At 26.9% G+C, this 17,759-nt stretch carries 35 protein-coding genes; 20 read left to right on the plus strand and 15 right to left on the minus strand.

The features are described 5' to 3' along the window. Positions 1 to 4 precede the first annotated feature (4 nt). The 3 genes from TX50_RS05365 to TX50_RS09315 form a co-directional block, all read right to left on the minus strand. Positions 5 to 202: a hypothetical protein gene (locus TX50_RS05365; protein ID WP_036930293.1), complete on the minus strand. Its 198-nt coding sequence runs from the start codon at positions 200 to 202 to the stop codon at positions 5 to 7. A 102-nt stretch (positions 203 to 304) separates the two neighbouring features. Beyond that, positions 305 to 1,477: a formate-dependent phosphoribosylglycinamide formyltransferase gene (purT, locus tag TX50_RS05370; RefSeq protein WP_011132636.1), complete on the minus strand. Its 1,173-nt coding sequence runs from the start codon at positions 1,475 to 1,477 to the stop codon at positions 305 to 307. Positions 1,478 to 1,494: 17 nt separating this feature from the next. After that, the gene (locus TX50_RS09315) at positions 1,495 to 1,737 is read right to left on the minus strand and encodes a hypothetical protein (RefSeq protein ID WP_011132637.1); all 243 of its coding nucleotides are present in this window, start codon (positions 1,735 to 1,737) and stop codon (positions 1,495 to 1,497) included. A 150-nt stretch (positions 1,738 to 1,887) separates the two neighbouring features. Here TX50_RS09315 and TX50_RS05380 point away from each other — a divergent pair, with 150 nt between their 5' ends. Beyond that, positions 1,888 to 2,367 (plus strand): glutathione peroxidase, encoded by a 480-nt coding sequence (locus tag TX50_RS05380; protein ID WP_036930346.1) that lies wholly within the window; start codon positions 1,888 to 1,890, stop codon positions 2,365 to 2,367. 117 nt (positions 2,368 to 2,484) lie between these two features. Here the strand turns inward: TX50_RS05380 and TX50_RS05385 are convergent, their stop codons facing one another. Both TX50_RS05385 and TX50_RS05390 read right to left on the minus strand, forming a co-directional pair. Further along, a complete protein-coding gene (locus tag TX50_RS05385; RefSeq protein ID WP_011132639.1) occupies positions 2,485 to 3,156 on the minus strand; it encodes a hypothetical protein in 672 nt (223 codons plus the stop codon). A 48-nt stretch (positions 3,157 to 3,204) separates the two neighbouring features. Beyond that, positions 3,205 to 3,597 (minus strand): hypothetical protein, encoded by a 393-nt coding sequence (locus tag TX50_RS05390; RefSeq protein ID WP_011132640.1) that lies wholly within the window; start codon positions 3,595 to 3,597, stop codon positions 3,205 to 3,207. Between the two features lie 167 nt (positions 3,598 to 3,764). Here TX50_RS05390 and dusB point away from each other — a divergent pair, with 167 nt between their 5' ends. Both dusB and TX50_RS05400 read left to right on the plus strand, forming a co-directional pair. Then, positions 3,765 to 4,772, plus strand: coding sequence for a tRNA dihydrouridine synthase DusB (gene dusB, locus TX50_RS05395; RefSeq protein ID WP_036930291.1), 1,008 nt, complete (start codon positions 3,765 to 3,767; stop codon positions 4,770 to 4,772). Positions 4,773 to 4,790: 18 nt separating this feature from the next. Then, positions 4,791 to 5,045, plus strand: a complete 255-nt coding sequence (locus TX50_RS05400; RefSeq protein WP_011132642.1) for a DUF2470 domain-containing protein — start codon at positions 4,791 to 4,793, stop codon at positions 5,043 to 5,045. 242 nt (positions 5,046 to 5,287) lie between these two features. Here TX50_RS05400 and TX50_RS05405 read toward each other — a convergent pair whose 3' ends face one another. Then, positions 5,288 to 5,533, minus strand: coding sequence for a hypothetical protein (locus TX50_RS05405; protein WP_011132643.1), 246 nt, complete (start codon positions 5,531 to 5,533; stop codon positions 5,288 to 5,290). 447 nt (positions 5,534 to 5,980) lie between these two features. On the opposite strand from TX50_RS05405, the gene TX50_RS05415 reads away from it, so the two are divergent. Genes TX50_RS05415 through TX50_RS05430 form a run of 4 tightly spaced genes read left to right on the plus strand, consistent with a single transcriptional unit; the run spans position 5,981 to position 7,830 of the window. Then, entirely contained in the window at positions 5,981 to 6,394 is a 414-nt protein-coding gene (locus tag TX50_RS05415; protein ID WP_011132644.1) for an acyl-CoA thioesterase, read from the plus strand. A 54-nt stretch (positions 6,395 to 6,448) separates the two neighbouring features. Beyond that, positions 6,449 to 6,649 (plus strand): hypothetical protein, encoded by a 201-nt coding sequence (locus tag TX50_RS05420; protein ID WP_036930289.1) that lies wholly within the window; start codon positions 6,449 to 6,451, stop codon positions 6,647 to 6,649. A 39-nt stretch (positions 6,650 to 6,688) separates the two neighbouring features. After that, positions 6,689 to 6,940 (plus strand): hypothetical protein, encoded by a 252-nt coding sequence (locus TX50_RS05425; protein ID WP_011132645.1) that lies wholly within the window; start codon positions 6,689 to 6,691, stop codon positions 6,938 to 6,940. Between the two features lie 17 nt (positions 6,941 to 6,957). Then, positions 6,958 to 7,830: a restriction endonuclease gene (locus TX50_RS05430; RefSeq protein ID WP_011132646.1), complete on the plus strand. Its 873-nt coding sequence runs from the start codon at positions 6,958 to 6,960 to the stop codon at positions 7,828 to 7,830. Positions 7,831 to 7,835: 5 nt separating this feature from the next. Here TX50_RS05430 and TX50_RS05435 read toward each other — a convergent pair whose 3' ends face one another. Both TX50_RS05435 and TX50_RS05445 read right to left on the minus strand, forming a co-directional pair. Beyond that, a complete protein-coding gene (locus TX50_RS05435) occupies positions 7,836 to 8,240 on the minus strand; it encodes an MAPEG family protein (protein WP_011132647.1) in 405 nt (134 codons plus the stop codon). Between the two features lie 669 nt (positions 8,241 to 8,909). Beyond that, on the minus strand, positions 8,910 to 9,452 hold the full coding sequence (locus TX50_RS05445) for a PAP/fibrillin family protein (RefSeq protein WP_011132649.1): 543 nt from the start codon (positions 9,450 to 9,452) through the stop codon (positions 8,910 to 8,912). A 77-nt stretch (positions 9,453 to 9,529) separates the two neighbouring features. Between TX50_RS05445 and TX50_RS05450 the strand changes: the two genes are divergently transcribed. Both TX50_RS05450 and TX50_RS05455 read left to right on the plus strand, forming a co-directional pair. Next, positions 9,530 to 9,814: a DUF1330 domain-containing protein gene (locus TX50_RS05450; RefSeq protein ID WP_011132650.1), complete on the plus strand. Its 285-nt coding sequence runs from the start codon at positions 9,530 to 9,532 to the stop codon at positions 9,812 to 9,814. A gap of 166 nt (positions 9,815 to 9,980) precedes the next feature. Continuing rightward, positions 9,981 to 10,160, plus strand: coding sequence for a hypothetical protein (locus tag TX50_RS05455; RefSeq protein WP_036930287.1), 180 nt, complete (start codon positions 9,981 to 9,983; stop codon positions 10,158 to 10,160). A 13-nt stretch (positions 10,161 to 10,173) separates the two neighbouring features. Here TX50_RS05455 and TX50_RS09730 read toward each other — a convergent pair whose 3' ends face one another. From TX50_RS09730 to TX50_RS05465, 4 genes are all read right to left on the minus strand, one after another. Beyond that, positions 10,174 to 10,344 carry a hypothetical protein gene (locus tag TX50_RS09730; protein ID WP_011132651.1) on the minus strand — a complete coding sequence of 57 codons (171 nt, stop codon included), beginning with the start codon at positions 10,342 to 10,344 and terminating at the stop codon, positions 10,174 to 10,176. A 91-nt stretch (positions 10,345 to 10,435) separates the two neighbouring features. After that, positions 10,436 to 10,567, minus strand: a complete 132-nt coding sequence (locus TX50_RS09940) for a hypothetical protein (protein ID WP_268741250.1) — start codon at positions 10,565 to 10,567, stop codon at positions 10,436 to 10,438. Positions 10,568 to 10,659: 92 nt separating this feature from the next. Beyond that, positions 10,660 to 10,962: a hypothetical protein gene (locus TX50_RS05460; protein ID WP_011132652.1), complete on the minus strand. Its 303-nt coding sequence runs from the start codon at positions 10,960 to 10,962 to the stop codon at positions 10,660 to 10,662. 124 nt (positions 10,963 to 11,086) lie between these two features. Beyond that, positions 11,087 to 11,266, minus strand: a complete 180-nt coding sequence (locus tag TX50_RS05465) for a hypothetical protein (RefSeq protein ID WP_036930285.1) — start codon at positions 11,264 to 11,266, stop codon at positions 11,087 to 11,089. 246 nt (positions 11,267 to 11,512) lie between these two features. Here TX50_RS05465 and TX50_RS05470 point away from each other — a divergent pair, with 246 nt between their 5' ends. The 3 genes from TX50_RS05470 to TX50_RS05480 all read left to right on the plus strand — a co-directional run bounded on the left by TX50_RS05470 (position 11,513) and on the right by TX50_RS05480 (position 12,989). Continuing rightward, a complete protein-coding gene (locus TX50_RS05470; protein ID WP_011132653.1) occupies positions 11,513 to 11,695 on the plus strand; it encodes a Nif11 family protein in 183 nt (60 codons plus the stop codon). Positions 11,696 to 11,783: 88 nt separating this feature from the next. After that, entirely contained in the window at positions 11,784 to 12,539 is a 756-nt protein-coding gene (locus TX50_RS05475; RefSeq protein WP_011132654.1) for a PAP/fibrillin family protein, read from the plus strand. A 135-nt stretch (positions 12,540 to 12,674) separates the two neighbouring features. Next, on the plus strand, positions 12,675 to 12,989 hold the full coding sequence (locus TX50_RS05480) for a hypothetical protein (RefSeq protein WP_036930282.1): 315 nt from the start codon (positions 12,675 to 12,677) through the stop codon (positions 12,987 to 12,989). 272 nt (positions 12,990 to 13,261) lie between these two features. Here the strand turns inward: TX50_RS05480 and TX50_RS05485 are convergent, their stop codons facing one another. Then, positions 13,262 to 13,615, minus strand: a complete 354-nt coding sequence (locus TX50_RS05485) for a hypothetical protein (RefSeq protein WP_036930280.1) — start codon at positions 13,613 to 13,615, stop codon at positions 13,262 to 13,264. A gap of 178 nt (positions 13,616 to 13,793) precedes the next feature. Here TX50_RS05485 and TX50_RS05490 point away from each other — a divergent pair, with 178 nt between their 5' ends. The 4 genes from TX50_RS05490 (at position 13,794) to TX50_RS05505 (ending at position 15,218) form a co-directional block, all read left to right on the plus strand. Beyond that, positions 13,794 to 13,997, plus strand: a complete 204-nt coding sequence (locus TX50_RS05490; RefSeq protein ID WP_036930278.1) for a hypothetical protein — start codon at positions 13,794 to 13,796, stop codon at positions 13,995 to 13,997. Positions 13,998 to 14,278: 281 nt separating this feature from the next. Next, positions 14,279 to 14,530 carry a hypothetical protein gene (locus tag TX50_RS05495; RefSeq protein WP_011132656.1) on the plus strand — a complete coding sequence of 84 codons (252 nt, stop codon included), beginning with the start codon at positions 14,279 to 14,281 and terminating at the stop codon, positions 14,528 to 14,530. 60 nt (positions 14,531 to 14,590) lie between these two features. Further along, positions 14,591 to 14,803 (plus strand): hypothetical protein, encoded by a 213-nt coding sequence (locus tag TX50_RS05500; protein ID WP_036930277.1) that lies wholly within the window; start codon positions 14,591 to 14,593, stop codon positions 14,801 to 14,803. A 7-nt stretch (positions 14,804 to 14,810) separates the two neighbouring features. Further along, positions 14,811 to 15,218 carry an OsmC family protein gene (locus tag TX50_RS05505; RefSeq protein WP_011132658.1) on the plus strand — a complete coding sequence of 136 codons (408 nt, stop codon included), beginning with the start codon at positions 14,811 to 14,813 and terminating at the stop codon, positions 15,216 to 15,218. Positions 15,219 to 15,413: 195 nt separating this feature from the next. Here the strand turns inward: TX50_RS05505 and TX50_RS05510 are convergent, their stop codons facing one another. Next, positions 15,414 to 15,620 (minus strand): hypothetical protein, encoded by a 207-nt coding sequence (locus TX50_RS05510; RefSeq protein WP_036930275.1) that lies wholly within the window; start codon positions 15,618 to 15,620, stop codon positions 15,414 to 15,416. A 132-nt stretch (positions 15,621 to 15,752) separates the two neighbouring features. Between TX50_RS05510 and TX50_RS09470 the strand changes: the two genes are divergently transcribed. Beyond that, complete coding sequence (locus TX50_RS09470; protein ID WP_157859391.1) at positions 15,753 to 15,938, plus strand: hypothetical protein; 186 nt, start codon at positions 15,753 to 15,755, stop codon at positions 15,936 to 15,938. 195 nt (positions 15,939 to 16,133) lie between these two features. On the opposite strand, the gene TX50_RS05520 is transcribed toward TX50_RS09470, so the two are convergent. Continuing rightward, positions 16,134 to 16,517 carry a DUF1499 domain-containing protein gene (locus tag TX50_RS05520; RefSeq protein WP_036930333.1) on the minus strand — a complete coding sequence of 128 codons (384 nt, stop codon included), beginning with the start codon at positions 16,515 to 16,517 and terminating at the stop codon, positions 16,134 to 16,136. A gap of 138 nt (positions 16,518 to 16,655) precedes the next feature. Here TX50_RS05520 and TX50_RS05525 point away from each other — a divergent pair, with 138 nt between their 5' ends. The 3 genes from TX50_RS05525 to TX50_RS09740 all read left to right on the plus strand — a co-directional run bounded on the left by TX50_RS05525 (position 16,656) and on the right by TX50_RS09740 (position 17,753). Beyond that, positions 16,656 to 16,946 carry a hypothetical protein gene (locus TX50_RS05525; protein ID WP_011132660.1) on the plus strand — a complete coding sequence of 97 codons (291 nt, stop codon included), beginning with the start codon at positions 16,656 to 16,658 and terminating at the stop codon, positions 16,944 to 16,946. Positions 16,947 to 17,294: 348 nt separating this feature from the next. Further along, positions 17,295 to 17,441: a hypothetical protein gene (locus TX50_RS09735; protein ID WP_173028016.1), complete on the plus strand. Its 147-nt coding sequence runs from the start codon at positions 17,295 to 17,297 to the stop codon at positions 17,439 to 17,441. Between the two features lie 171 nt (positions 17,442 to 17,612). Further along, positions 17,613 to 17,753, plus strand: coding sequence for a hypothetical protein (locus tag TX50_RS09740; protein ID WP_173028018.1), 141 nt, complete (start codon positions 17,613 to 17,615; stop codon positions 17,751 to 17,753). Positions 17,754 to 17,759 lie beyond the last annotated feature (6 nt).

Here is a 17,759-nt window from a genome sequence, read left to right on the forward strand (position 1 = left end):
ATAATTAATTATGTAGCCTTGGATAATCAATAATATGTCTTATTTCCTTAAGGGATGCTCCATAAATTCTATTACCATTTAAATTAACTCCTTTCCATTTTTCTTTTTGGTTAAAAGTATCGTTATTACAAGAGTTATGCCCAAAAGAATGCTTATCATCCCATGTCAAAGTTATATCCCAACCTTTATAGTTCTCTATCATAGAAAAAAATATTAATACATTCAAATATTACATACAAAGACAGAAAACAAAAACGAAGGAAATAAGTAGTTTTTTTATAATATTTATTTAATATTCTATAAATTAGGAAACAATTTTTATTTTAAGTGCTGACTTGTCCGCATTTTCTCTAGCAATATTTAGGTCATCATCTGTTGAAAGGACTACCCCCATTCTCCTTCCTTTCTTTGCTGTTGGTTTCCCAAATATTAGAACTTTAGTATTCTCTAGTTCTAATGCCTCGTTTAGTCCAGAGTATGAAGGAGTATTAGATTCTTTATCTGATATTATTACTCTGGTTGCTGATGGCTTTAATAGTGAGATATTTGGTATAGGTAGATTTAAAAAGGCTCTTAAGTGTAATTCAAATTCGTTTATGTTTTGACTAACTAAGGTGACCATTCCTGTATCATGAGGCCTAGGAGATAATTCTGAAAATATAACCTCTTTGCCTCTAACAAAAAACTCAACCCCATATATACCTGAACCATTTAAATTGTTTAATATTTTTGTTGTCATTTTTCGGGCTTCATTAATCAAGGATTGATTCATATCCAATGGTTGCCAGCTACATTGATAATCTCCTTTGTATTGTTCATGACCTATTGGCTCACAAAATATATTCTCTCCACTAGTTTTTCTAATAGTTAAAAGAGTAAATTCATAATCAAAATTTAAAAATTCCTCAAGTATTACACCAACTATTTTTCCTCTTGAATTTTTCAAGGCATCATTCCAAGCTAATAAAAGATCCTCTTTCCTATTAACTAAACTTTGACCTTTACCTGATGAACTCATTAGAGGCTTTATCAAAAGAGGGAATCCAATTTCAGATGACTTTATTTCTAGCTCATCAACATTAAAAACATAACTAAATTTTGCAGTTTTTATATTTAATTCTTTAGATGCCAGGTCTCTTATTTTATCCCTATTCATAGTTATTTCAACAGTTCTAGCATTAGGAACGATATTTATTCCTTCATCTTCCAATTCCTTTAAAGCTTCAATTGATAGTGCTTCAATTTCGGGTACTACAAAATCAGGATTGAGTTCTTTTATCTTTTTTTTTAGTATTTCCTTATCACTCATATCTATGACAAAAGAATTATCAGCTAATTGCATCGCAGGTGCATTTTCGTATTTATCAATAGCTATTACTTCTAGGCCTAATCTTTTAGCTTCAACCACTAATTCTTTTCCAAGTTCGCCACTGCCAAGTAATAATATTTTCTTGGGAATAAATTTAAAGCTGCTCATCTCTAAATAAATTTATGTTATTTATTATCGTCAGATAGCTTGTTAGAGAGTTTATCTTCACTTTTATTAGCTTTTAAATTAGACAAAAAAGAATTATTTCCGAACCAATCATTTTGCTTCATTCCTCTTGTAATTGAAGTTGAAATAGCACCAAGAAAGAAAAAAGCCATCATTACCCAAAGGATTCGTTCTAGAGCAATTGAAGGCGAGAAGCCCTGTCCTGATTTAATAATTTCAGTAAGAGGGTCTAAGGGGTCCAAGTTAATTTTTAAGTATGTTATTTTATTATATAAGTTGAGTAAAAACTTTTTACTAAAAATTACAAATAAAAATAATAGGCAAATAAGGTCTTTAAAAAACGCAAAAACATTTTTTCAATGTTATCTTCAATAGATAAATTTCTCAAACTTATGGTAGTAGATGTCCAAAACACAACCGTTGTTTCAGCAAATGGAGAAGCGAAAAAACTTGGCCAATATTCAGGAAATGTAATTTTGATAGTAAACGTCGCCAGTTATTGCGGTAATACTGCTCAATATAAGGATCTCCAAAAGCTTCACGATAAATATTCAAAAAAAGGTTTAAGGATTCTTGCTTTCCCTTGTAATGACTTCGGGAATCAAGAGCCTGATTCTCTTACAGAGATAAAGAACTTTTGTTCTACAAAATATGGTGTTGAATTCGAAATTATGGAAAAAGTACACGCGAAAGGTAATACTAGCGAACCATATACAACACTAAATAATGTTGAACCAAAGGGTGATGTTGAATGGAATTTTGAAAAATTTTTAATTGGCAAAGATAGTAATGTGATTGCAAGGTTTAAACCTGGTATTCAACCATTCGATGAAAATTTAATTGCCGCAATAGAAGTAGCAATAGATTCTTAATTTGGTATTAATATTAAAAATTTTTTTACCAAATAAAACCAAAAGGCTGTAATTATTTTTGAAATTTTATAATTAAATGAATATATATAGGATTATTTATTCTTAATTATCATTGTTTTAGCTTTTTTTGAATTTAGGTTTTTTCCTTTTTGTCTTTGCTTCTACTAACTCTTCTTTAACTTCAATTACCTCTGGTTCCTCTGACTTTGCTTCTACTAACTCTTCTTTAACTTCAATTACCTCTGGTTCCTCTGACTTTGCTTCTACTAACTCTTCTTTAACTTCAATTACCTCTGGTTCCTCTGACTTTGCTTCTACTAACTCTTCTTTAACTTCAATTACCTCTGGTTCCTCTGACTTTGCTTCTATTAACTCTTCTTTAACTTCAATTACCTCTGGTTCCTCTGACTTTGCTTCTACTAACTCTTCTTTAACTTCAATTACCTCTGGTTCCTCTGACTTTGCTTCTACTAACTCTTCTTTAACTTCAATTACCTCTGGTTCCTCTGACTTTGCTTCTACTAACTCTTCTTTAACTTCAATTACCTCTGGTTCCTCTGACTTTGCTTCTATTAACTCTTCTTTAACTTCATTTACCACTGATTCCAAATCTAATTGCGATCCTGAATTTAAATTTTCTTTAGAAATTTCCTCTTTATTACTAAGAAGAAACTTTAATAAACGTTGGAATAACAACCAACCTTTTTCTACTCTTTTTGGTCCCAAAATTATAAGAACAATAACTGATATTACAAAAATTGCTGGAGAATTTAAACCTAAAAAATTCATCAATTTCAAACATTCTGAATTTACTTTAGTACATCATAAAAATTAAGGCTAATTATTTTCAAAAGTAGGTAAATAAAGCTCTCTATTTGAAGCAATAATACCTTCTTCTTTAAAGAAAATTTCTAATTCTTTTAAATCGTTTATATTAATTTTATCTCCGCAGTTATCTAAAATATTATTAGAAGTAAACTCCCAAAGGTCATTTAAATATTGATCATCGTCTGGGAAAGCTACAAATTTTAGATATGTATTATTTAAAGCATATTCACTTGCAAACTCAGAGTCTAATCCCTCATTTTTAGCATCACAAAAAACTTTAGCAAACCTTTTACCTACAGAAGTTTGAGCACTAGACAAATCAAGACTTCCTTGAATTGCATAAACATTATTAGGAGCAAAAAAAAGAAAAATTTGAAGAAAAATTGATAATAAAAGGATCAAAAATACAGCACCTAAAAAATTTAACCTTTTTTCAATTTAGCAAAAATAGTAACTAATTAAGAGAATAAAAAGAAATCTAATTAAATTTTTTATTAATAAAAAACAGAATCAAATGAATGTTAATTATTCAATCTATAGTGAATATATCAGAAGTGGATTTTTACATAATGTCTTCAATTATAAAATTAAGAGGCAAAGGTGTATCGAGAATAATAAATAGTAAAGTAATGTTGTCTCCTCTCGCAGGAGTTACCGATAAAATATTTAGAAAATTAGTAAGAAAATGGGCTCCAGAATCTTTACTATTTACAGAAATGATTAATGCGACAAGTCTTAAACATGGATATGGCACTCAGAAAATAAAACAACTTGAATTAGAAAAAGGTCCTATAGGTGTGCAGATATTTGATAATAGGCCCTTTGCTGTTTCAGAGGCTGCAAAATTGGCAGAAGATTCAGGTGCATTTCTAATTGATATAAATATGGGCTGTCCAGTAAAAAAAATCTCAAGAAAAGGGGGTGGAAGTGCCTTAATTAATGATCGCTTATTAGCTATTGAATTAGTAAAAAGAGTTTCAAATGCTGTAAAAGTACCTGTTACAGTCAAAACAAGGCTTGGTTGGGAAAATAAAGAAGAGAATATAGAGGAATTTCTATTAAGTCTTCAAGATGCAGGAGCTGAAATGATAACCTTACATGGAAGAACTCGAAAAGAAGGCTTTTCAGGTAAAGCAGACTGGGAAATGATTGGAAAAATTAAAGAGCTTTTAGAAATACCAGTAATTGCAAATGGAGATATTAAGAATCCTAAGGACGCTTATAATTGCTTAAAAAAAACAAATGCTGATGGTTTAATGATTGGGAGAGGCATACTTGGTTCTCCCTGGAAAATAGGAGAAATAGATTATGCAGTTAAAGAAATTAAAGGTTTTGAAGAACCAAATATTGAAGAAAAATTGTTATTGATTATTGAACATTTGGATGAACTTATAAAAGAAAAGGGCAGTCATGGTTTATTAATAGCCAGAAAACATATTTCATGGACTTGTAAAAATTTTCCAGAAGCTACAAGTCTTCGAAATAAATTAGTAAGAGCAATAGACGCCAATGAGGTTAAAGAATTAATAAATAAAGCGATTAAAACTTTAAATTATGAAAAAAAAATATTAACCTGAAAATAATTAAATTTTAAAATGAAAATAATAAGTTCAAAGACGAGTCAAAGAGTTTGTAAACATATGAATAAAGATCACATTGGATCTGTACATAAATATCTAAAATATTATGGAAAGATTTCAGAATTTAAGGAAGCTTATTTGGAAGAAATTTCCAGTCAATTCATGAAAATTAAATATGATGATAAGTTTGCAATTATAAATTTTAAAAATGAAATCTCAGAAGATGAAATTCATGGCACATTAGTTTCGATGATAAAAGAAATTGAATAAATTTCTTGAGCCATCTTCGTAAAAAAAGAACATCTAAGAATTTCTCTCATAGTAATCCGAAATTTTTTTACATTCTTCAAACGTAAGCATACTCAATCTTGAACTTGCATTACATTTTAAGATTGCACATACAGCCAACAGATCAGAGCTGTCAACATTGAGTGCTTCAGAAAGCTCTATAACTCTAAGACCCTTCAATATTTTTACTTAAAAGAGGATTGATAAAAACATTGTACTTCGAATTAATGTGCAGCATTTTTTCCTAAACCAGCTATAAATGGGAAAGCTTGCTCGTCGCCAAAAATATCTTCATTAGAAGTTATAGGGATATCGCCTTTATCCTTAATATCACTTTTAACATCACTAGATTTTGATTCCATAGATATATCATTACTTAATTCGCCACCAATTTCATCGGCCAAGCAATTACTAAAACTAAAACAAAAGTAACTAATAAAAACAAATGAAATTAAAATAATGTTTTTCATAAAAAAACTAATAAAAAAATATTCTCTTACAAAAATAAATTTTTGAAAAAAATTTTTCTTATATTAAAACAATTCTAAATATATAAATTAATACAAACTATTTATTTAATTTATTTCTATTCTTGAATCTTACCAAGAAATAAATTCCAATCATTATAAGAATAGCCATTGAATATTTAAAAAGGAAAACATAAACGACATAAACTAAGAAAGGGAACAAGCATGCTCTTTTAAAATTAATTTTTTGAGTTGAGTTCATTTTTTCCCAATTTAAATATTCTCTCCACTGGAATATTTTCTTCATTTTTCTTTCTTTATAATTTCGATTAAACATAATTTTTAAAATATAATTTTTTATTTTTTTTTATTTTAATTAATAAAAACCAACTTCAATAACTATATTTTTATTATAAATATACACATATAAATTTCAAAATTTTAATCTAAATGAAAAAAATTTGGAAAATTGAAAAGTTAGTATTACCACAACATTCAGATCACGCTGGGGTTATGTGGCATGGTACATATTTTGATTGGCTTGAAGAAGGAAGGATCAATGCACTTTCAAAAGCAGGTTTAAATTATGTTGACCTTACAAAAAATGGTTTTGACTTACCTTTAATAGATACTTCAATAAAATATATATCACCCTTATTTCTTGGAGATACTGTAACAATAGAAACTATATTTGAAATAAGCAAAAGTCCAAAAATAAAAATCCATTCAAAATTCATTAACAAAAGCAAAACAATTTTGACCATAGCTAAGGTTAATTTGGTTCTAATAAATAAAAAAAGTTTTTCTATTATAAGGAAAAGGCCTGATTTCATATCAAAAGCTTTTTTAAAATTAAACGGATAAGATTATAGTTAGCTAATTTATTAATTAATTAGAGTAATTAAATTCTTTTCACTAATGAAGGATATATTTCTTGTCTTGGATTCATATCAATATCAAATGGAATCAAATTATCAGGAAACCTCTTCTCTAACTAATCTTTTTACTGAAAACAAATTTATAGGATGGCTAGGTCTTTTTATTGTATTTTTTTCAATCTTTGCAATTATTATTTTTCAGTTTCTTGAATGGGAAAGTAATGACAAAAACAAGGAATAAAAAAGACTTGAATTATAATAAATATAAACGTTTTATAAAATGGCAATTTACTTAAAAATAACAAATCCGACTGAAGTTGTAAAAAAAAAGACCTCCAAATGGTTAACAGACTTAACACCAGAAAGAATTGATCGAAAATTAGTTGAAGACGAAGTTATTAAAGGTATTATTGAACAATTAACACTTGAAGGTATTGAAGGCGAAATCTCAGCAATAAATGGTTTTGATGTAAAAAACTCTACATTAATTACAAAAAATGATTTTATAATCAGAAAAACAAAATCTTTTTAACTAAAAAATAATAAATAATGAATAATATTTTTATTATTTTAGTTTCTTTAATTTTGTTATTTTTGATAACTATATTAAAATCTTTTCTATTAAAAAAAAGAAAAGATAAATTAAATGATGCCTTAAATGCAAATTACTTCCTTGAAACGATAAATAGACTTATTGAAGAAAATAAATACAATCTATTGGAGGAAAGAATTAGATTAAAAGTTATTGATGCTTATGGCAACGAAGACTTGAAAAAGTGGATTGGTAATCCCCCTCTAGATGAAAAGTTAATTGAGAAAAGCATCAATAATGGTTCAAAAAGGTTAAAAGAAGGTATTCCATACTTTTGGGAAAAAGTCATTTTAAAAAAATTTTCAGGTACAGACATTTTTTTTGAAAAATGGAAAGCTTATCGCAAGATTAATCCAATTATTAATGATGAAATAATTGGTGTGAGTAGAATTTTGGAGAATGAAGACTGGTTTATATTCATAGCTAGCCAAATAGAAAAAACTTGTTTAAATTTAATAGAAAATAATACATCGAGGATTAATAATCAAAACTATAAAAAAGGAATTATATTTGAAAATCATTGTATGGAAATTCTCAAAGAGAATGGGTGGAAAGTGAAAGAAACACCTATTACCGGAGACCAAGGAGTGGATTTGATTGCCTCCATCGATAATTTAAGGATTTGTATTCAATGTAAAAATCATAAAAAAGCAGTAGGCAACAATGCTGTTCAAGAAATTTCTGCTGGTAAATTATATTGGAAAGGAACTCATGCGGTATTAGTCTCAAAATCTGGTTTTACTAAATCTGCACAAAAACTAGCTAGAGCTAATAAAGTGAAACTAATAAATGATTTTGAATTAAAAGATTTAGAAAATTTACTGATATAGTTGAATTACATAAATTGGGATATCCCTTCTTTATATAAAACAAGTGTCGTAAAAATCCCAGAAGCCCATATTAAACCTCTAGCAATAGGAATATTTAAAACATAAGCGCCAATATACAAGAAACGTAAGAGAGGATGCATCCAAGCTGCTATTAATGAGAGGTTTGAATCAGGCAAAGTAATTAAACAAAGTATGCAAGCTGGAGCATGAATAGAAATGCTTTCCCAGCAATTCTGATGACACCAAACTGCTCTTTTACCAAAGTCTGGCAATTTATCAAATAATGCTCTTGGTGCAGACATATTCTCCACAGAATAACCAGCTTTGATTCTTCCAAGAGTCAAAGGAATTGTCGATAGTAATACAACTACAACAGACAGGCAAAGGCTCCAAGCGAAAACTATTGGCATATATCTTAAATATTTAATTTAGCTTAGTAAATTACTACTTATTAATGCGGAATAATATTTAATATTTAAAAACTAATGTTTTAATTTATATTCATAAGCTATATTAAAATCCTTATGGACATTTCAAAAATATTAACAATCCTACTTGGTAGTATTTTAATTTATCTAATTTTTTTATTTTTAGGATTTAATTTAAGAAATAAAAATATAAAGGCACAAAATCTAACTAAAAAAGACAAATAATTATTTCCCACTAGAAATTTTTCATTATTTTTTTTTAATCATATTTTATGGAAATAAAAAAGATTATTAATTATATTAAATTGAAGAATTTTTAATAAAAATCTATTCTGTTTTAGCTAAAAATAATGAAAAAGATCTATAAATTTATAAAAAGTTTTTTATTTATATCATTATGGCTAATAATCTCTTCTTATTTGCAAAAATATTGGAATACATTTCACTGGGAATATATATACCTTAATTTAAGAACAATTTTTGATAAAGAGTTTTGGTTCGTTTTGGAAAGATATCTATTTGGACTTGACCTAGGTTATTGGATAGAGGAATTATTAAAATTTTTGTCATATGAAATACCCAAAGAGACCTTTAAATATGTGCCAATATTCTTTTTTTTAAAATATATTTGGATTAAAAGATAAAAATAATTTAGAGAGACGTAATAAATTCTTGAAATCTTTCAAATAAGATATTGTCTTTAATTCTTCTGAGAATAAATAAAGTTCCTTTATCACCCCTGCAAATTCTAAGATTTTTGCTTAAAAAAGTAATTTCTAACCATCCTTTTTGTTCTTTTTTAATCTTAGTTAAAGCGTTTATTTTCCTTATTCCAATATAAGGTCCAATTATTCCAGCATGAGTAAAACTAACACCAATTTTCTTTTCATTTAAAGAACTCAATTTTGCTACTATTCCTGTTCCAATAATTGAATTAATCCCTCTAGGCTTGAGTAAATTCAAACCATTTAGATTTAACGGATCAAGAATTTGAAGGTTATCAACTAGAGGAGAGTAATTTAGAAATGGAGCTTTTGAACTACTCCATCTAAGCTCCCATATTCCTTTTAACTTCTCAACATCATTGCTAAGGGTAAATTTTGATTCCTTCTCTAGTTCTTCAGCCATATTTTTAATCTTTTTTGTTTTAGGACTTGAAAGGATTAAGTCCAATAATTGTTGTTCTACATTCATTTAAAAAGATTTAAAAATAACCTGAGCAAAAATACTTACATTGATATGCTATATTCTACTGAAAATGTTTTGATTCCATGACAAAGAGTTACTGGCTTAAGAAAATATCCATACCAAATGCTGAGTTGTTTCTCGAATACATAAGGACAGTCTTGCCATGGATAAGATCTGTAGGTGGGGTTGTGGTAAAAAAAGATATTACTCAAGATTCCAACTCACACAAGTGGGATGGGGGCCAACTAGGTATAGTAATAGAATTTGAATCTAAGATAGCTGCAAAAAGAGCCTTTTATTCTGATGTATTTCAAAACTATTTGAAATCTAGAGATTTAATGGAACTAGTGACAATAAGCACTCTTTAGTATTAAAAAAATAGATCTCTCACAATAATATCTGCCGACAAAAATTAAAAAATTAATTTTCGCAAATTAAGTATTTATTACTAGTAATTATTTTTTGTAATGGTTATAACTTCATTATTTATGAAATATTTAGCAAAATCTAAGGTAATAATCAAAATTAAATTAAATGAATTACTCCACGGAACAAGAAGACTATTTAATGACAACCCCTTACACCAAAAAAATTCAAAAAAAATTTAAGGAAGTTAAAAACTTTCTTGAGAAAAATGGATTTAACTCATCTTCTCAAGGACTAATGCAGGATATTATTAGTTCTCAAGAATATATTTCCAAAAATGATTTATGAAAAAATGTTTTTTTCAAAGTGTTTTAAAATAATAAATCCCACCTATTAAGAAAGGTAATAATATCCCTAAGAATAAGAGAAAAGATTTTTTAGATTCTCCCTGTGTTATTGGAATAATTTCTGGTTCAATTGCGAATCCATTTTGTCTTCCACCGCTTTCTGTTGTATAACCTTTTTTATTCATAACTAAAAAATTTCATACGATTATCGCATGTATATTTTTTTTTATAAAAAATTTTTACATTTAGAAAAATTTTTAAATTTTCTAATAATTATTAGTTAATTTCAATTTTGGATTTTAATTTAGCAGCTTTTTTAAGTAAACCAACAATTTCTTTTCTACCATTAGCTTGTTCTGCTCTATTAATTAAATCACTATATCTTTTGGTAATTTCTCTATAGTTCATTTAAGTAAATATATTTATTTTATTATAAAAATAGAATTGAAAATTTTTTGTATAAAAGATATCAAAATCCTTTTTAAATTCTCTTAAATTATTTACCTAAACCAACCTCTCTTTTTAGGCTCTTCTACAACTTTTACTGGTTCTACTTTTTTACCAAATAATCCCTTTTTCTTTGGTTTGACATCCTCAGTTATAGGTTCTCTTTTTCTACCAAATAATCCTTGCTTCTTAGGTCTATCCTCTAAATCTTTTTTTTGATTTACTTTTTTAACAGGAGATTTGGATTGATTCTGTATTGGTTTTTTACCATCTGATAAAAGCTGATAGACAAAATATCCAAAAACACCAAAAAATCCTATTGCTTGGACTAAGGCGGTACCGATATTATCAAACATTGGCGATTCTAGTTTTTTAATGAAGTAATCTATTAATTATGGAAAAATATTTTTATAAATGCGGAATAAAAGAATTCAGATTTATGAATTAAAAATTAAGATATGAAATTTTTTTAAAATAAAACTATTTATAGTAATTAACTAGATCGATTATTAAAATCGTAAGGAGAGAAATTCCCAAGATGTATGGAGCAAAAGGATATTTATTCAAGATTTGATTTAAATTACTTTTTGAGTCCTTTTTTGCTTCTTTCTTCTCTCTTGGCGGCAATCCTAATTCTTCTCTTCTTTTTGCTTCTCCCATATTTTAAGATGTGTACTTTAAAACAAATATAGTACAGATATATATGTTTAAACAATATTTAGATCTTTGCTAAATTAGATTACAAGTTTAATTAGAAATTTAGTTAATATATTTCTATAAATAAAAACAAAATGATAGAAATAGTTTGGTCAGTAAATATAATGGTTGCAATTTTAATTGGTGGAGTTGGCTGGGTCTTATATTATATTTTCACTTACGACCAGAAATATACATCTTAATATCAAAATGGCTGAAAAAGATTTAGTAAATTTTCTAAAAAAAATAGAGCAATTAAACAAGATATCAGAATTAATTAAAAATAATCCTGTAAAAAAGAAAGAGTTGTCGGATTGTAAAAATCATGAAGAAGTAATTTGCTTAACTTCCAAATGGGGTTTTGAAATTGGCAAAAGATGGGGAGAATATTAAACAAATTAATATCCAACCAAAAAAAAATCATTTAAGTAGTACCAATACTCATAAAATAAATTAATATAGAGTTTGTGAAAATTTAATTATGACTGATATTGAGGAGATAAAAAAGAAGATATATCAAATTGCAGCTATTACTGACAGGGGGCAAAGACTGAACAAATTAATTGCACCTATGTATCAAGAGAAGTTGAAAGAGATGGGAAACCTTATAGATATTCTTGAAAGTTTTAATACGGAAGTTTCTGAAGAAAAATTATCTGGAGAGTGGGAATTAATTTATTCAACAGTTGAATTATTTAGAAGTTCACCGTTCTTTTTAGCTATAGAAAAAGCATTAAATGATGAATTTAAAAGTAATCTTTTTTTTAAACTACATCAATTACAAGTAGGATCATTTGGTCTTTCTACCATTGGAAGAATTGCTCAAAATATTGATTTTGATAAAAAAGAATTTTTATCAACATTTGATACCACAATATTTGGGCTTACAATAATTCCAATTCTTGGTTGGTTCAAGCTTCTTCCAACTTTTGGAGGAAGAGTAATAACACTTGCTGATGATTTAATTTTAGAAGATAAGGTACTTAAAATGAATTTGAAGAAAACCAAAGTCTCCAAAGTTGATGGACTTAATAAGATTCCATTGTTTAGCACGCTATTAATGGAAAGATGGTATCCAGTCAAAGAAGTATGGGAAAAATTGCCTTGGAATAAAGAATCACCTTCTTGCGAAGTATCAGTTATCTATTTAGATGAAGAGGTAAGAGTAATGAAAGATATTTATGGATCAACTTTTGTTTATATCAGACCAACAATATCCTTACTTAATTCTAAATAAAAAATCTCTTGTGATTTATCTAAGTGTTTATTACTAATAAACCAGAAATAAAAATCAGAATCAAGTAAATCTAATTAAGCGAATGTCGCGGGATTGGAATAAATGAGTTATGTTCAGAGTGAACATTTTAAAATTATGCTAAAAAATAAAGAAAAAAATTCTGTTGTAAGAGGAATATTCTTAATCGGAGGTTGGGGTTTAGGTTTAGATAGATTTTACGAGGGAGATAAAAAAGGTGGAGTCTTATCAATTATTGGATGGAGTATTACATTTTTTACTTTCCTTTACCTAAAATGTTCAGGATATGAATATGTTGATGGTGTAAAGAATTATTCAGATTATTCACCAAATCCTTTAATTGTTTTACCTTTACTAGCTGGATTGTATGGAGGGTTTCTAATTATCAAAAAGGCTTTCAGGTTAGCTAAACAATTTGAAAACGCTGAGTAATTATCTCAAAACATAGTCAAGACAATAAACCGGATCCTTTCAAATAAAATTTAAATAAAAGAATAACTAGTAAATTAACAATTACTAACGCCACTATTCCATTTCTGTTCTTTACATCTAACTTTTTAATTAAACTAGAGAGATAAAAAACAGGATTCTCAGGTTCTTTATTGTTCAATATTTTTAAAATAAAATTTAGATCAAATTATCACAATTTTTTTTTAAAACCAAAGAATGTAAAGTTCAAATTTCAGACAGATACAGCTAAGGTATTACATTATTCCTGCATTTCTCAAGAAAGCTTTACCTATATTTCCAATAACAAAAAATAAAGACAAATTAATCAAAAGAATGATTAATAATGCCAACATTTTATAGTTAGGATTTGATGAAATCCCATCAAATCCATCGTTGAGAACTCTTTTAAAAAGCGAATTGTCGTTAGTTACTGGTTTATCCACTTCTAAATCAGATTTACCTTTTTCATCCTCAATCTCTTGATTACTTGCATTTTCAAGAAATTCAGTAAATGCTTTAAAATTCTCCTCTTTATTACTTTCTTTCTTAATTTCGGAAGATGATTCAATTGAATTTTTCTCCTCAGGGATTTGCTTTGATTCTTCCAAATTTTAAATTTACGCTAGGGACATATTACACCATAAAAAAAAACCCACTCGATCAAATGAAGAGAAGGTTAGTTAAGATTAAAATTCTTGATCTTATATTAATTAATTTTGATGAGTTTTGCGATTAGAAACTTTTTACTAATCAACAGAATTTTAAAAGTAATTATTAAAATAAACTATGCTTGATTCACAAACAATAAAAACCTGCAAGGAGAATCCAACAATAAGAGACATTAAGATAAAAAATATTGAGCATGCTATTGATCAAGCAGAAATGATGATTAAAGAATCAAAAATGAATCAAGAAGAATTAAGTTTTTTGAAAAGGAAAATATCTGATTCAAGGCAGGATCTGGAGATTCTTTATTTGATGAAAATTTAAATAAATAAATGTTTTTCAAAATTAAGTTTTAGTATATTTAGAGACTTAAGAATATATTGAATAATGATTATATTAAAAAAAACAACATTATGTCAAAGAAAAGTATTTATATACCTATAAAAGTAGTTCCATATATATTTGTCTTAATTGCTGCTATTACTATTGCTGCTACTACAAATATAATTATTTAGTACTTAAGAACATTGTTTATGAATAACATATAAGATAATTCAATAGAACATATTAATTAATCAAAAAGATCAGATAAAAACAATAAATACATGAAAAATTTAAGGATAACTCTCGCTGTGATTTTTTTATCTATAGTCTTCCTTTTTAGTTTAAAAACATATCGTGATTTTGTTATTACTAATGATTTAAAAAATGAAGAAAAAATTAAATTAAAAAAATCAGCTGAAATCTTGAATGAATGTTTTGATCTAGAAAACAAAAGTAAGAGAACTATAAATGAAGCGTTGAAATTGATTGAATATTGTTTAGAAGAATTTGGATCTGAAAAAAAATTAAATTAGCATATGCTCAACTACTTATATCTTTTTAAAATAACTCACTTAGCATATATAAAAATGTTTATGGATAAAAAAAATATTAATAGATGGGAACCAACAAAAATTCAAATCGATAATATCATTCTTCCTGCCTATACCGACCTTTCTAAGAGATGTGTTTCTTATATTAATGAACTTGAATGCCCACCACAATACATAGCTGATATGTTGAGAGATTTAGCTGATGCAATAATGACTTCATATCCTGAAGTTAAAAACAATAGTTCTAATTTATAGTTTTTAAATGAGTAAAATAACATGTTCTTATTTAGGGGACTTAAAATGCGAAGCCAAACATCTCCAATCTGGGAATCTAATCACAACTGATGCACCTATAGATCATTGCGGGAAAGGTGAAAACTTCTCACCAACTGATTTACTCGCAACCTCTCTAGGCTCTTGCCTTCTAACGATAATGTCTATCAAAGCGAGATCAAATGGTTGGGAATTAAAAAATATTTATTTAGATATTGAGAAAATAATGACTAAGAATAAAGAAAGGAAAATAGCACAACTAAAAATAGATATTTATATTCCTGATGACTTATCAAAAGAAAAAATTGATTTTATAAAAAATGCTTCAGAAGATTGTCCTGTCACTAGAAATCTTTCTGAATCGCTTGATATTAAAATAAATTGGCATAACCAATAAACTTTATAAAAATAATTTTCAATTTTTAATAATACGATTATATGAAATACTTCATAGGAATAATTATTCTTTTACTTGGAATATTTATAATTACTGATTTAGCATTTAAAACTAGATATACCAGAAAAAGATTGTCCGATAAAAACAAGAATGAATAAGATTCTTGTTCTTATTAATCGATATATTAGAAATTTTTTAGGATACTTTTCTGGACTTTCTATTACTTATTTCAACCCATGATTTTTGCCTTTTGTTTAAATCTGAAATGTATGCTCGAGATTTTCTAGCTAATTGAATTTTTTTTTCTCTTTGTCTAAGTTGATTTAACTCTTGAATAGAATAGATTTTAGTATCTTTTTTATGCTTAAAAATACTTAAAAAATTAAGAAAATATTTTTTCATAGACTTAATCTACTGTCTTTTGTCATTTTGCCAATAGAGTAAAATTACTTTTATTAAATAAAAAATTTAAAATAATTTTTGATTTATTTATATTTATCAATTTTCTTATCAATTAAATCGATTAAAGGAATCATGAAATTAACATTTATACCTACAGTACACCATACGTATGTAAGACAAAATAGCAACTTTATATATAAGTTAGAGGGTAAAGTAAGAAACAATTTAAAAAAGCTGCCAACAAATAATATTAGTATTCCAATTTGCAATAATCCCTTAGCTATCCATAGAAAACCTCGTTTCCTTATGTTCTTGTAGAACCAAAAAAAAATAGCTCCAAAAATAAATAATAAAATTAGATTTATTATCATTTAAATTCTTTAATAACACCTGTTAATAATAATGCTTTGGTTAAAGGAGAATATAAATATTACATTTTTAAAATCAATTAAAATTAAAGATATTAATTGATTATCTATAAATTTTTTTGAAAAACTATCGATCTAAATGAATTTAAAACAACTTCGATTTTAATAAATCAACCCTCTTTTGATTCACACCTAGATCACCTTCACCGACTCTAGATTCAGACCTAACAAGCAATTTACGAGATTCAGGAACAAAAGATACTTCTAAATCATCAACGTATTTCATCCATTTACTTGTTACTTCAGCATGAAGATAGTCTCCATCAAGTTCAACAATTACTGATCTTGGGGTATTCTCGATAATTTCTTTAACTTCCTTAAAAGGTTGTTCGATTGAATCTACTTCCCATTCTTCTCTGACACAATGTGCTATTTCAACACACTCACTCAATTCAATGTGAGAAGCAAATGAAGCTGAGGGAAATATAAATCCTATGAATACAAAGAAACTTACAAAAAAGATTTTCATTAAAACAAGCATGAAGTTTTCTTAATCTAACTAACAAAAATAAAAATTTGATGGAATAATATTCAGTAAAATTTATATCTTATAGAAGAACTAAAAACTTCTAAGATTTAGAATTAAGTTTCAATAAATTTAAATATTTTGGAATTAACTGAATTAATAAAAGATTATATAGCCACAGAATTATTGTCTAGTACTGAACTTGACTTTCTAGAAGCAGAATTATGGGAAACCATTCAACACATTTCAGAGATAAATACATTAACAATGGCTCCAAAGGATATATGCAATAAATTAGAACTTAAGGAAAAATCTTGCTGGCAATTATGTTGTGCTGCAGTACTTGATTTTTCAAGACCTTTAAAAGAGAAAAATGAAAGAGTTGAAAATTTCAACAAATTATTAAATCAATATAACCTTTGCAGCAAATAAAAAAGACCCCTAAAGGGGCCTAAATTGGTTCTAATAAATCGAGTGTTTCCTTGTTTCCACTGATTTAATAAAACCTCTCCTACACACAATTTAAATTTCACATGATTTTATTATAGAGTAAATACTTATTGGGCAAGTATATTAATTGTCACAAAGCTAAAAACCAAAAGTACTCAAATTATTATTCGAGTACTTATTACTATCAGAAAAATGTGTGTGAGGAGTTTCTGATTCAATCAATCTACAATTATTCGAATTAAAAAAGCCACGGTATTAATCCCTATTTATATTTATTTACTTATTAAAAAATAAAACTAGAATACTTGGATTGGTACAAGATATTTTCAAATGAAAAAAAGATACAAGAAAGTAATTTACATTTTTATTGCAATTGTCCTTATTTCAATTATTGGAGGAGTTGTAAAATATTCATTTAGGTACATTGACGAGAATCCTGATAAATATATTCCTAAAACAAAGCAAATAATAATTTAATTTTTTGTTTTTTAGATTTATTAAATTATATTTGCCAATTCCCTATTGTTTAAACTTAAACTCTGAATACTTAAAAAAATAACTAGGCTTAAAAAGAAATTATTTGAGTATAAATCCACTTTCCAAAATATTAAATCTGTCTTATAAACTTCTCGATGATTGGAGGACTTTATGAAAAGAAAACATACCTTTTTTAAAAATAAAGATAATAATCTAGAAGACTTTAAAGCAAAGCATAATTATCAAATAGTTGAAGAATACTGGAGGAAAAGAAGAAAAGAATGTGAAAAAAATCTCTCTAAATTTTGCTAACCAAAA

Source organism: Prochlorococcus marinus subsp. pastoris str. CCMP1986 (assembly GCF_000011465.1).
Lineage (GTDB): Bacteria > Cyanobacteriota > Cyanobacteriia > PCC-6307 > Cyanobiaceae > Prochlorococcus_A > Prochlorococcus_A pastoris.